This is a genomic window from Burkholderia sp. 22088 (genome assembly GCF_052045915.1).
GTDB classification, from domain to species: domain Bacteria; phylum Pseudomonadota; class Gammaproteobacteria; order Burkholderiales; family Burkholderiaceae; genus Burkholderia; species Burkholderia cepacia.
Map to the genome: position 1 here is coordinate 451,390 of NZ_JBQEPY010000003.1, position 12,101 is coordinate 463,490.

Annotated in this window: 13 protein-coding genes; 8 read left to right on the forward strand and 5 right to left on the reverse strand. The window is 68.8% G+C overall.

All coding sequences use genetic code 11. From position 1 onward, the window contains the following. Positions 1–8 precede the first annotated feature (8 nt). Positions 9–800 (reverse strand): DUF3348 domain-containing protein, encoded by a 792-nt coding sequence (locus ACTJLD_RS07900; RefSeq protein WP_440658478.1) that lies wholly within the window; start codon positions 798–800, stop codon positions 9–11. A gap of 338 nt (positions 801–1,138) precedes the next feature. Here ACTJLD_RS07900 and ACTJLD_RS07905 point away from each other — a divergent pair, with 338 nt between their 5' ends. Further along, a complete protein-coding gene (locus tag ACTJLD_RS07905; RefSeq protein ID WP_440658479.1) occupies positions 1,139–2,350 on the forward strand; it encodes a hypothetical protein in 1,212 nt (403 codons plus the stop codon). Between the two features lie 79 nt (positions 2,351–2,429). Here the strand turns inward: ACTJLD_RS07905 and ACTJLD_RS07910 are convergent, their stop codons facing one another. After that, positions 2,430–3,068 (reverse strand): LysE family translocator, encoded by a 639-nt coding sequence (locus ACTJLD_RS07910; protein WP_440658480.1) that lies wholly within the window; start codon positions 3,066–3,068, stop codon positions 2,430–2,432. 273 nt (positions 3,069–3,341) lie between these two features. Here ACTJLD_RS07910 and ACTJLD_RS07915 point away from each other — a divergent pair, with 273 nt between their 5' ends. From ACTJLD_RS07915 to ACTJLD_RS07925, 3 genes are all read left to right on the forward strand, one after another. Next, positions 3,342–3,920 (forward strand): hypothetical protein, encoded by a 579-nt coding sequence (locus ACTJLD_RS07915; RefSeq protein ID WP_222215119.1) that lies wholly within the window; start codon positions 3,342–3,344, stop codon positions 3,918–3,920. Between the two features lie 217 nt (positions 3,921–4,137). Continuing rightward, positions 4,138–5,517 (forward strand): FAD-containing oxidoreductase, encoded by a 1,380-nt coding sequence (locus tag ACTJLD_RS07920; protein WP_334046203.1) that lies wholly within the window; start codon positions 4,138–4,140, stop codon positions 5,515–5,517. After that, positions 5,420–5,650 carry a zinc-binding dehydrogenase gene (locus ACTJLD_RS07925; RefSeq protein ID WP_440658481.1) on the forward strand — a complete coding sequence of 77 codons (231 nt, stop codon included), beginning with the start codon at positions 5,420–5,422 and terminating at the stop codon, positions 5,648–5,650. Before ACTJLD_RS07920 ends, ACTJLD_RS07925 begins: the two co-directional genes overlap by 98 nt. Positions 5,651–5,709: 59 nt before the next feature. Here the strand turns inward: ACTJLD_RS07925 and ACTJLD_RS07930 are convergent, their stop codons facing one another. Beyond that, positions 5,710–6,603, reverse strand: a complete 894-nt coding sequence (locus ACTJLD_RS07930; protein ID WP_136469345.1) for an SDR family oxidoreductase — start codon at positions 6,601–6,603, stop codon at positions 5,710–5,712. Between the two features lie 95 nt (positions 6,604–6,698). On the opposite strand from ACTJLD_RS07930, the gene ACTJLD_RS07935 reads away from it, so the two are divergent. The 3 genes from ACTJLD_RS07935 to ACTJLD_RS07945 all read left to right on the forward strand — a co-directional run bounded on the left by ACTJLD_RS07935 (position 6,699) and on the right by ACTJLD_RS07945 (position 9,982). Then, positions 6,699–7,538: a helix-turn-helix transcriptional regulator gene (locus tag ACTJLD_RS07935; protein WP_027790862.1), complete on the forward strand. Its 840-nt coding sequence runs from the start codon at positions 6,699–6,701 to the stop codon at positions 7,536–7,538. 297 nt (positions 7,539–7,835) lie between these two features. Further along, positions 7,836–9,065 carry a cyanate transporter gene (locus tag ACTJLD_RS07940; protein ID WP_440658483.1) on the forward strand — a complete coding sequence of 410 codons (1,230 nt, stop codon included), beginning with the start codon at positions 7,836–7,838 and terminating at the stop codon, positions 9,063–9,065. Positions 9,066–9,211: 146 nt separating this feature from the next. Further along, positions 9,212–9,982 (forward strand): ABC transporter substrate-binding protein, encoded by a 771-nt coding sequence (locus ACTJLD_RS07945; RefSeq protein ID WP_027790860.1) that lies wholly within the window; start codon positions 9,212–9,214, stop codon positions 9,980–9,982. A 78-nt stretch (positions 9,983–10,060) separates the two neighbouring features. On the opposite strand, the gene ACTJLD_RS07950 is transcribed toward ACTJLD_RS07945, so the two are convergent. Then, a complete protein-coding gene (locus ACTJLD_RS07950; protein WP_059693783.1) occupies positions 10,061–10,444 on the reverse strand; it encodes a hypothetical protein in 384 nt (127 codons plus the stop codon). Positions 10,445–10,667: 223 nt separating this feature from the next. On the opposite strand from ACTJLD_RS07950, the gene ACTJLD_RS07955 reads away from it, so the two are divergent. Next, positions 10,668–11,189, forward strand: a complete 522-nt coding sequence (locus ACTJLD_RS07955) for a GNAT family N-acetyltransferase (RefSeq protein ID WP_027790858.1) — start codon at positions 10,668–10,670, stop codon at positions 11,187–11,189. Between the two features lie 36 nt (positions 11,190–11,225). Here the strand turns inward: ACTJLD_RS07955 and ACTJLD_RS07960 are convergent, their stop codons facing one another. Continuing rightward, positions 11,226–11,888 carry a hypothetical protein gene (locus ACTJLD_RS07960; protein WP_440658484.1) on the reverse strand — a complete coding sequence of 221 codons (663 nt, stop codon included), beginning with the start codon at positions 11,886–11,888 and terminating at the stop codon, positions 11,226–11,228. Positions 11,889–12,101: the final 213 nt, after the last annotated feature.

Genomic DNA, 12,101 nt, shown 5'->3' on the forward strand with positions numbered 1-12,101 from the left:
CGTGTTGATTAGCAGGTGCGAAGGGCCGCGAGCAGCCCGTCTACCGTTTGAAACCGGACTTCGAGTTCGGCAAGCAGGATGCTTTGCATCTCGTCGCGAAACGTATCGAGCCATGCGCCGGGCACGATCGCCGCGACGGCCGGGCTGTTGACGATCGCCGCGCCGTCATCGGCGGGATCAACCGCGGCCGCGGATTCCGCTGCGGCTGCGGCTGCCGATTCGGCATCGGCCAGCGCCTGCCGCTCCGCGTCGCGCAGCCGCCCGAAGCGCGCACCGAGCAGCGCGGGCACGGCCGACAGCAGGCTGCGCTCGCGCGCGCCGAGCACGCGCTCCATGATCGCGTCGAGCGTCGCGAGCCGCGCCATCCCGGACGAGCACGCGGCGAGCGCGACCCGCAGGCGGCCACGCAACTGGCCGATCGCCGTTTCCATGTCCTGCTGCAGGGACAGGTAACGCTGGCGGAAGTCCGCGAAATCGGCCGTGTCGGCGGCCGGCGGCGGCGGATCGCCGGGCCGGCGCCGCGCACGCGGCCGGTTGGCGGCCGTGATCGCCTGCGCGAGCTCGTGGCGCACGCGTGCGCAGTCGCGCTCGGCGTCGTAGCCGCGCACGCCGGCCGCGACGCCGGGCGGGCTCGCATTCAGCGCGGACGACAGCGTGATCGCGTCGGTCCAGCCGAGCCACTGGCTCAGCCGGTCGGACAGCGTCTGCCGGGATTCCGCGACGTCGGCGTCGGCCAGGCGCGCGAGCAGCCGGACGAGCGCCGGGCCGCTCAGCGCCGGGCGCGGAGGTGCTTGCACCATGCTGCAAACCGTCAAAAAAGGCAGCAGTTTACACGTCGCCGGGAGGTCGACCGCCAGAATCGGGGAAGCGCCACCGCCCGGTGGCGCGTGCGGCACTCGCGAACGCCCGCCACACAAGGCTTGGCAGGCAGCCGAGGGCTGCTGCCGCGACGGTTCTGCCGCCCTTGCCCGCCGCCGCATCGCCCGCCGGTTGCGAATTCGGGCCGCCGAGACCCGCCGCGTTGCGCTACCATCGCAGCACCCGTCGGGCCACGCGTGCCGGCCGCGGGCTGCGCCCCCGAGACCGGGTGCCACCGACCCACAACGAACAACAAACGGGCCCGGCCCGACCGCACACGATGCTTGCCAACCTCGTCACGCGCCTGCGCGACCGTTTCGGCAAACCGCCGACCCCGCAGGCCTTCGCCGAACGCCTGATCGCCACGCTCCGCGCATCGGGCGACACGCGCACCTGGCGCCACGAGGACGAGAAAGGCTGTCTCGTCCAGTCGGATGCTCCGTCGACCATCATCAACCTGCACAACCTGTTCCGCGACTACGCGGCCGCGAAGCCGTCCGAGCGCGACACCGTGCTGAAACGGCAGGCGAACGCGATGATGCAGCACGAGATCCCCGAGGATTTCGCAGCCGCACGCGCGCAGCTGCGGCCCATAATCCGCAGCGCGACCGAGCGCGGCGTGACCGCGCTGCAACTGGCCGGGCAGCCCGGCGTAACGGAACTCGCATTCCGGCCGCTGTGCGAGAACATCGAAATCGGCATCGCGTACGACGGCGAGTTCAACATCGCGCGCCTGCCGACCTCGACGCTCGACAAATGGGGCGTCTCGTTCGACGACGCATGCGAGATCGCGATCGACAACCTGCGGGCCGAATCGTCGGCGCCGTGGGCCGCGCTGCCGAACGGGGTGTTCCTGTCGCAATTCAACGATTACTACGACGCGGCGCGGCTGCTGCTGACCGACCTGCTCCACCGGCAGCCGATCGCCGGCGCGCCGGTCGTGATGGCACCGAACCGCGCGGTGCTGCTGCTCACCGGCGACCGCAATCCGGCCGGGCTCGCCGCCATGGTCGACCTCGCCGAACAGGCGCAGGCGCAGCCGCGCCCGCTGCCGCCGCTGATGCTGCGCTGGGACGGCACCGCGTGGCGGCGTTTCGTGCCGGAAGGGCTCGACACGAAGCTGGCCGCGCTGCGCATCGGCGAGCTCGCGGGCGACTACCAGGATCAGCGGATGCTCCTCGACGACGCGCATGAACGCGACGGCACCGACGTTTTCGTGGCGACCTACTCGGTGTACAAGCGCCAGGACGGCAGCCTGTTCAGCGTCGGCGTATGGAGCGACGGCGTGCACACGCTGCTGCCCGAGACGGATATCGTCGCGCTCCATCGCGAGTCGACCGGACAGTCGGCCTACGTGCCGATGGCCGAGCTGCTGAACACGTGCGGCGACCTGATGACGGCCACCGGGCATCGCCCGGTGCGTTATGAAGTGAAGGTGTTTCCCGACGACGCGCGGTTCGCGGCGCTGCTGGAGCGGTTCAGCGAAGCCTGATGCCGACGCGCGGTGCGCGCCGGCGGCCGGCCGCTGGAATGGCCGGCCGCCGTGCGATGCAGATCAGGAATGGAAGCGCTCAGATTCCTGCTTTCGGCGCGGTCAGGATCAGCCGCAGCCCGAGCAGCGTGATCGCGCCGGCCGCGACGCGGTCGACCCACTTCTTCGCGCGCAGGTAGAGCTCGCGCGGCCGACGCGTGGAGAAACACAGCGCGACGATCGTGTACCAGCCGAACTCGACGCCGAACACGAGCGGCGGCAGCGCCAGATAGCACCACAGCGGCGGATGCTGCGGGAGCAGCGCCGCGAAGATGCTGCCGTACCAGATCGCCGTCTTCGGGTTGCTGAGCTGGGTCGTGAGGCCCGTCCAGAACGACTTGCGCGCGCTGCCGCCGCCCATCGCCCGCGGATCGTCCATCGCGATCGGCCGGTCGGCGCCGCGCCAGATCTTCGACGCCATGTAGATCAGGTACGCGCCGCCCGCCACCTTGAGGCCCACGTACAGCCATTCGACGGCCTGCAGCAGCGTATAGAGCCCGGCCAGCGCGACGCCGCCGAACACGATGCCGCCGATGCCCATGCCGAGCGCGGTGGCCAGCCCGTCGCGGCGCGACAGCCCGATCGCATTGCGGGCAACCAGCACGAAGCTCGGGCCCGGAATCATCGCGCCGAGAAACAGCGCAGCCAGGATGGCGAGTACGGCAGCCGATGCGGTCATCGAAATCTCCTTGGTGAGCGACGCCGAAGCGCCGGCGCCTGCGTGTCGTGTCCGACGGTCGAGCCGCCGATTCTGGCACGCCTCGCGCATGGCCGAAAGCCGCCTTGCGCTGCTATGCTGGCCCTCTTTCCCGTCAGTCGCGCCGCCCGCCATGATCGAGATCCGCGCCGCCCGTCGCGTTCAATCCGGTGCCGGGCACCGCGTTGCGCGGGCGGGAGTTGTCGCCCCGCGCGATCGGCCACCCTCTTCCTCTTTTCGACCGGACACCCCGTCATGCGCGTTTTCCACCTGCCCATCGTGCTCGCCCCGCTGCTCGCCGCGCTTTCGCCCGGCGCCCGCGCCGGCGACCTGCCGAAGTCGATCGCCGCGCAGTTGCCGGCCGGCTACCAGCCGCTGCTCGCGCAAGCCGGGCCGGATCTCGACAACGGACGGCACAGCTTCCTCGTCGTCGTGCACCGGGCGGTCGATACGCGCGAGCAGCCGTCGCCGCGCCCGCTGCTGATCTTCGAGGAGCAGGCCGACCACGCGTTCCGGCTCGCCGCGCGCAATGACCAGGTCGTGCTGCGCGCGAACGAAGGCGGCCAGTGCGATCCGTTCGATCCCGACGATGCCGCCGACAACGGCTTCGCGGTGAAAGGCCGCTACTTCACCGTGCAGAACTTCGTCGCGTGCGGACAGCACTGGACCGACTACGTGACGTTCCGCTACGACCCGCACACGCATGGCTGGGTGTTTTCGAACCGGATCGTCACCGAATCGTTTCCGCTCGACGACCAGCCCGATCACGTCACCGTCACGCGCGCCGACGCGCACCGGCCGGTGTCGTTCGGTCAGTGGCAACGCAAGGACTGACGCGGCCGGCGCAACGCGTCGCGACCGCTTGCATCGCACACTGGCCGGCGCGGGTACGGCCGGGCCCGGGCACGCGTCGCCGCCTCCGCCCCGCCGGCGCTCGCGAGCGCACGCCAACAGGACTACCATAGGCGCTCGCCGTCGCGCGACCGTGCGCCGGCCTCGCACGCGGCTCGCCCGCACGCGTTCCCTCGCTGCACCCGCACAGGAGGACGTCATGACGCAACACTTCGACGCGATCGTCATCGGCACCGGGCAAGCCGGGCCGCCACTCGCCGCGCGGCTGTCCGCCGCCGGAATGAAGGTCGCGATCATCGAGCGCGGCCGCTTCGGCGGCACCTGCGTGAACACCGGCTGCATCCCGACCAAGACGCTGATCGCGAGCGCGTACGCCGCGCACCTCGCGCGGCGGGCCGGCGAATACGGCGTGTCGGTCGGCGGCCCCGTCACCGTCGACATGAAAGCCGTGAAGGCGCGCAAGGACCAGATCTCCGGCCGCTCGAACCACGGCGTCGAGCAATGGGTGCGCGGACTCGCGAACACCACCGTGTTTCAGGGTCACGCCCGCTTCGAGCGCGCCGATGCGGTGCGCGTGGGCGACGCGCTGCTCGAGGCGGAACGCATCTTCATCAACGTCGGCGGGCGCGCGCAGGTGCCCGCGATGCCGGGCCTCGACACGGTGCCGTACCTGACCAACTCGACGATGATGGACGTCGACTTCCTGCCCGCGCACCTCGTGATCGTCGGCGGCAGCTACGTCGGGCTCGAATTCGGCCAGATGTATCGCCGCTTCGGGTCGCGGGTCACGATCGTCGAGAAGGGCCCGCGCCTGATCCGCCGCGAGGACGAGGACGTGTCGCAGGCCGTGCGCGAGATCCTCGAAGGCGAAGGGATCGACGTGCAGCTCGATGCGACCTGCCTGAGCGCACGGCGCGACGGCGACGGCATCGCGGTCGGCCTCGACTGCGCGGGCGGCGGCCGCGAGGTCGCGGGCTCGCACCTGCTGCTCGCGGTCGGACGCGTGCCGAATACCGACGATCTCGGGCTCGACCGTGCCGGTGTCGCGACCGACGCGCGCGGCTACATCGAGGTCGACGAGCAGTTGCGCACGAACGTGCCCGGCATCTGGGCGCTCGGCGACTGCAACGGGCGCGGCGCGTTCACGCATACCGCTTACAACGACTACGAGATCGTCGCGGCCAACCTGCTCGATAACGATCCGCGCAAGGTGTCCGACCGCATCACGGCGTACGCGATGTATGTCGATCCGCCGCTCGGCCGCGTCGGCATGACGCTCGCGGAAGCGAAGCAGACGGGCCGCCGGCTGCTCGTCGGCACGCGCCCGATGACACGTGTCGGCCGCGCGGTGGAAAAAGGCGAAAGCCTGGGGTTCATGAAGGTGATCGTCGACGCGGACAACCATGCGATCCTCGGCGCGACGATCCTCGGCGTGACGGGCGATGAAGTCGTGCACGGGATGCTCGACGTGATGGCCGCGGGTGCGCCGTACACGACGATCAGCCGCGCGATGCACATCCATCCGACCGTGTCGGAGCTCGTGCCGACGCTGCTTCAGGATCTGCGTCCGGTCGAATGACGCGCGACCCGGCGGGCGGCCGCGCACGCTGAAGCCGCTGATCGATTGCACATGCGCGTTCGACGACATCGTGCACGCGCATCGATACAGGGAAGCCGGCGCGCAGGTCGGGAAGATCGTCGTCGCGGTCTGAAAGGGGTCACGCGGGCGGCGGGCGCGGCCGTTGCAAGCGGCCGCACGACCGCCGCCGGCTCAGCCTTCGAAATACTGCGGCCGGTCGATATCGGCCAGCAGCCCCGGCTGCGTCGGCGCCCAGCCGAGCGATGCGCGCGTGCGCTCACTCGTTGCCGGCGCATCCATCCCCGCGAACATCGCGAACCAGCCGAAGTGCTCGCCGGCTTCGGCCGCCGTTTTCGCGACGACCGGCACGTCGAGCCGCCGGCCGATCACGTCCGCGATGTCGCGGAACGGCACGCCCGTATCGTCGACCGCGTGATAACGCGCGCCGGCCGCGCCGCGTTCGACCGCGAGCCGGTACACGCGCGCCGCATCGAGCCGGTGCACGGCAGGCCAGCGGTTGCCGCCATCGCCGACGAAGGCCGATACCCCCTTCTCCCTCGCGAACGCGATCAGGCGCGGCACGAAGGCGTGATCGCCGTCGCCGTGCACCGACGGCGGCAGACGCACGACCGATGCGTGCACGCCGCTCGCCTCCAGGGCGACCGCTGCCGCTTCCGACGCACGCGGATAGACCGACGACACCGGCACGTGCGGATCGTCTTCCGTCGCCGCACGCCCTGGCGCGACGAGCGCGAGGCCCGACGTGACGACCAGCGGCCGCGCCGAGCCCGCGAGTGCCGCGCCGATCGTCTCGATCGCGCGACGGTCGAGTTCGCAGTTCTGCGCGAAGCGCGAGAAGTCGTGATTGAATCCCGTGTGGATCACCGCATCGGCGGCTTCGGCGCCGCGCGTGAGGCTGTCGAGATCCTCCAGCGACCCGCGATGGACGTCGGCCCCCGCCGCCGCAACCGACGCGGCGGCCGCGTCGGACCGCGCGAGGCCGAGCACCGAGTGCCCGGCGGCCACGAGTTCGGCAACCACGGCAGAGCCGACGAATCCCGACGCTCCAGTAACAAAGACACGCATGTTCAGTACCTCCGGATGGCATGGAGGCTTACTATCTGTCGACGGCCGCTCGCGGTGAAGTCGTGACGGTTTACCGGTAAACGAACTAACAGGATATGGCTGACGCCCCCGACAACCTGCTCGGCGCGTACCTGCGGGACCGCCGCGAGAAACTCGACCCCGCCGCGCTCGGGCTGCCAGCCACGCGGCGCCGCACGCCGGGCCTGCGGCGCGAGGAAGTCGCGCAGCGCGCGCATGTGAGTGCCGCGTGGTACACGTGGCTCGAACAGGGGCGCGGCGGCGCGCCGTCGGCCGACGTGCTCGACCGGCTCGCCCGCGCGCTGCTGCTGAACGATGCCGAACGCGAGCACCTGTTCCTGATCGGTGTCGGCCATCCGCCCGAGGTGCGCTATCACGCGACCGACCACGTGTCGCCGCGCGTGCAGCACGTGCTCGATTCGCTCGACGCGAGCCCCGCGATCGTGCGCTCGGCGACGTGGGACGTCGTCGCGTGGAACAACGCGGCGGCCGCGACGCTGACCGACTACGCGACGCTATCGCCGGAACGGCGCAACATCCTGCGGCTCATCTTCGTCGATCCGCACGTGCGCGGCGTGCAAGCGAATTGGGCACGCGTCGCGCAGTTCGCGGTGGGCGCGTTTCGCGCCGACGTCGCGCGCGGCGGCGCGACGCAGGCCGTGCAGGCATTCGTGGACGAAATGCGCGCGACGAGCGCCGAGTTCGACGCGCTGTGGCGCGACCACGATATCCGCTCGCACGAGGAAGGGACCAAGGAGATCCACCATCCTGCCGTCGGGCGAATCGCACTCGAATACTCGGCGTTCGCCGTGAGCGGCCGGCCCGACCAGACGCTCGTGATCTTTACGCCGGAGACGGCGGACGATCGCGCGCGCATTCGGGCGCTTGTCGCGGCCCGCGAGAAATACGAAATTTAGCGATTCGCGTAACAATCGCCCTCTTCAACAAACGACGAATCTCCTTGATTGTGCGACGCGCCGTCACTATCGGCGCGTCGATTGTCAGCCTCGGGGCAGCGATCCCGGGTTCTGACGGGCAACACCTCCAACGCCAAAGCCAATCGAGCCTCGATGACCGACGGCAAGCCCACTCCGCCTGGCCATCGCATTCCGCACTGATTCCCAGTCGAATATTTAATTTTCACCTGGCGTAGCGCGCGCTTACCCTTTCGGCATCGCATCACAGGGCCACCGGCCCCTCCCTGGAGCATCCCGATGTCCGACCCCGGCACTGCGCAAGCTGTCCGCCGCCCGCATGCGGCTTCCGTGTCCTATGGCGCACTCGCGCTGCTGGTGCTGGCCGGCCTCAACCTGCGTCCGCTCCTGACCGCGTTCGGCCCCGTGCTCGACGTCGTGCGCGCCGACACCGGCCTCGGCTTTCGCGCGGCCGCGCTGCTGACCACGCTGCCGTTCGTGCTGATGGGTATCGTCGCCGGAGTCGGTGTCGGGCTCGCGCGACGCGTCGGCGAGCAGCGTGCGCTGACCGTCGCGCTGGCGCTGATCGCGGCAGGCTGCACGGCGCGCCTGTGGACGGGCGGCAGCGCCGGCCTGATCGCGACCGCCATCGTCGCGGGCGCCGGCGTCGCGGTGGTCCAGGCGCTCGTGCCCGGCCTCGCGAAGCGCTGGTTCGCCGGCCGGCTGCCGCTCGCGATGGGCCTCTATTCGGCCGCGCTGGTCGGCGGCGGCGCCTTCGGCGCGGTCGCGAGCCCGTGGCTCGCCGCGCACGGCGGCTGGCATCTCGCGCTCGCCGTGTGGGCCGTGCCCGCGCTCGTCACGCTCGCGCTGTGGCGCGCGAAGGCACCGCCCGACGCCGCGCACGCGACGGCCGCGACAGCGCCGCTCGCCGCGTTCGCCCGCATTCCGCGCGCGTGGCAGCTCGCGCTGTTCTTCGGGCTCAGCAACAGCGGCTACGCCAGCCTCGTCGCATGGCTGCCCGCGTTCTACCGCAGCATCGGCATGAGCCCGCAAGCGAGCGGCAACCTGCTCGCGTGGATGGCGCTGTTCCAGGCGACCGGCGCGCTCGCGATGCCGCTGCTCGCCAAAGGTTCGCCCGACCGCCGCGCCGTGCTGTGGCTCACGCTCGCGCTGCAGGCGGCCGGCTTCGCCGGGTTCGCGACGCTGCCGGCGTTCGCGCCGTGGTTCTGGGTCGCATGCGTCGGCCTCGGTCTCGGGGGCTTCTTCTCGATGAGCCTGATCGTCACGCTCGACCACCTGCCCGATGCGCGGCTCGCGGGCGCGCTCGCCGCGTTCGTGCAGGGCATCGGCTTCCTGACCGTCGCGGCGAGCCCCTGGCTGATCGGCTGGCTGCGCGACGCGGGCGGCGGCTTCGCGACCGCCTGGTGGATGCATCTCGGCGTGATCGCCGCGATGGCCGCGCTGAACGCCGTGTTCTCGCCCGCCGGCTACCGGCACAGCATGGCGCGCCTCACCGGCGCCGCCCGCTAAAGCCCCCTTTCGAATCCGGACGCTTCGCCGGCCGCTTCCGGCAAAGCGTCCAGCCGCCCCCGCGCGTGGCCGGGCGCGGGCAGTCACGCCTGTCGGCCGCCAGTTCGCTTCACCACATACAACATCGACCGGTATTGGAGACAATCATGAAAAAGCTCGTTCTCGCCATTGCGCTCGCGCTGACGGCAGGCGCCGCCGCCGCGAAGGACCCGGCAGTCCTGCGCCTCGGCGTCGACCCCAGTTATGCGCCGTTCGAATCGCTCGCGCCCGACGGCAAGCTCGTCGGTTTCGACATCGATCTCGGCAATGCGATCTGCGAACGGATGAAGGTGCGCTGCGTGTGGGTCGAGAACGCGTTCGACGGGATGATCCCGGCGCTGAAGGCGCGCAAGTTCGACGGCGTGCTGTCGTCGATGAGCGTGACCGAGAAGCGCCTCGCGCAGATCGCATTCACCGACAAGATCAACAACGTTCCGCCCCGGCTCGTCGCGCGGCGCGGCTCGAACCTGCAGCCGACGCCCGAATCGCTGCGGGGCAAGAGCGTCGGCGTCGAGCAGGGTTCGACGCAGGAGACTTACGCGCGCACGTACTGGGAGCCGAAGGGCGTGATCGTCCGCACGTACCAGACGCAGGATCTCGTCTACCAGGACCTGCTGTCGGGACGGCTCGATGCATCGCTGCAATCGTCGGTGCAGGCCGACCTCGGTTTCCTGAAAACCGCGAAGGGCGCGAACTTCGAATTCGCGGGGCCGCCGCTGCACGACCCGAAGACGCTCGGCGTGGGTTCGGCGATCGGCGTGCGCAAGGATGACGACGCGCTGCGTACGCAGATCAACCAGGCGCTTGCGAGCCTGATCCAGGACGGGACGTACCAGCGGATCGCGAAGAAGTATTTCTCGTTCGATATCTACAACTGACGGACGCGTAGCGGACAACACGAAGAGGCGTCACGCATGAATGCGCACGCCTCTTCTTCGTTAACCGAACGATATCGACTACGCCGCTCGCTGCAGTAGGTCGGTCGCGAAAGACCTCGCATGCTCGACGGCTTCCTGCGCGTCGCCGAACACACCGAGCTGATCCCAGTGTTCCTCGGCCGCATACGTCCCCTTCACGGCAAGCGCCCGCTGAACGCTCAGCTGCGCTGCGTACTTGCCGTCCTCCAGCGGTCGAGCCGTCGCCACCACCTTGTGCGGCGGGCTCGCGCGCTCCGGCTGAATCAGTTCGACAGCACCGCCGGCCGTGTCGACGTACATCAACTCGTTCCTGGCTTTGCAGTCCGGGCAGTAGAAGCACCAGCCCGCGTCCTCCTGATGGGGCCTGACCTGCCCGCGAGCGAGTACGGCGCGGCATTCAACGTTTTCGCAGATGAACGGCATGGCAGTCTCCGAGGTTGTTTGCGGAAAATCCTAGCATGTCCGCCGAAGGTCAACCACCGTCTTCGTCATCGACATGGCCACGGAGCGTGTGGTGCGGATCGCCGAGACGGTCAGGCTCCCCCCAACCTTTCACACGCCGTACACGCGGGTCGACCGGATGCGCGCGAGCCCGACTTCACCCGGGCTAAACTGTCTGCCCGACCAACGAACCGAGCCATCCTTCATGTTGATCCGCGTTGCAACCCTGTCCGATGCCATCCCGCTTGCCGAATTGAAACGCGACACGTTTCGCGAAACCTTTCTTCAGGACGGATTCGGCATCGACTACCCGCCGAACGACCTGGCTGCGTACGAGGCTCGAACCTACTCGGTAGAAACGATCACGGACCAGCTCAACGATCCCGAATGCCGCACATGGGTCGCTGAAAGCGACGACGGCACGCTGGTGGGCTATGCGCACGCGGGGCCGTGCAAGCTCCCGCACCCGGACGTCGCAGAAGGTTCGGGCGAGATCCATCAGATCTACCTTCGGCGCGGTACGCAAGGAACCGGCGCCGGGCGAGCCCTGTTCGACTCCGCACTGGACTATCTGGCAACGGAGCGGCCCGGCCCGGTATGGCTTGGCGTGTGGTCCGGCAACGCGAAGGCGATTGCCTTCTATGAGAAGGCAGGGTTCACGCGTGTCGGTACGTACGATTTCAAGGTCGGGGAATCGACCGATCTGGAATTCATCTATCGGCGCTGAGGCGGTGGATCGAGACGCGGTGCGATTGACGCGCCTTCAGTAACCGCGCGGATAAGGCGCCGGCGTCATTCGCGGATCGTCGATAGGCATGTCGACATTCAGCAAGGACAGAAGCTGCCGATCAAGGCAATGCTGCGGAAAGAAGTGATTGAAATAGGAAACGTCCTCGCGTCGGTCCGCCCTCTGGAACATCGCTTCGATCGGCCCCCAGTAGTATTGCCAGGACAACCTGTCCATCTCGCATTGTCGATCGCCCGGAAGTGCATCGATCGCAATCGTGCGCAGCCCGTCATGCGTGAATTGATAGACACGCCAGAGCCGGTCGCTCAGGAAATTCGGCGCACTCGGCGAGAACGCGACATAGTCCGCATCGGCTTCGTCCCGATACCCAGCAATGCGGGTGAATGCCTGAAAGGATGGAACGCCGGCCATGCTGTCCGGATCGCGTAATTCGAGCTGGTAGAAATAGAACAGCGTCGCCGTGTCCGCGTCATACCGGATGACCAGCTTGTTGCCGGGATGGTGATACCACCCGGTTGCCGGATCCACGAATCCGCCCTGACTGTCCGGCTGCAGCCCCGGCTTGATGCCCAGGATGCATCGAACATCGTCGATCAGCGCATCGCCCCAGTCGGCATAGAATCGGCTCAACTGTGTCCTGCCAATCGATACAGAAGCATAGATACCTACCGGCTCCATGTGTTTGCTCCGTCAGGGTTGCTCCGATTCACCACCACGCATGTTACAACCGGCCCCGGCGCGGGCATGCCGGCGCGTTGCAATCAATCGAACAGTATCCGGGGTTTGCGACGCAACCGGAACGAAAAATGGTCAGGCGCACGTGTGTAAAACGATTCGACCTTTGCGTCGACTCAGGCAGCACCACTCCGGGATGCTTTCATTTCCGGCGCA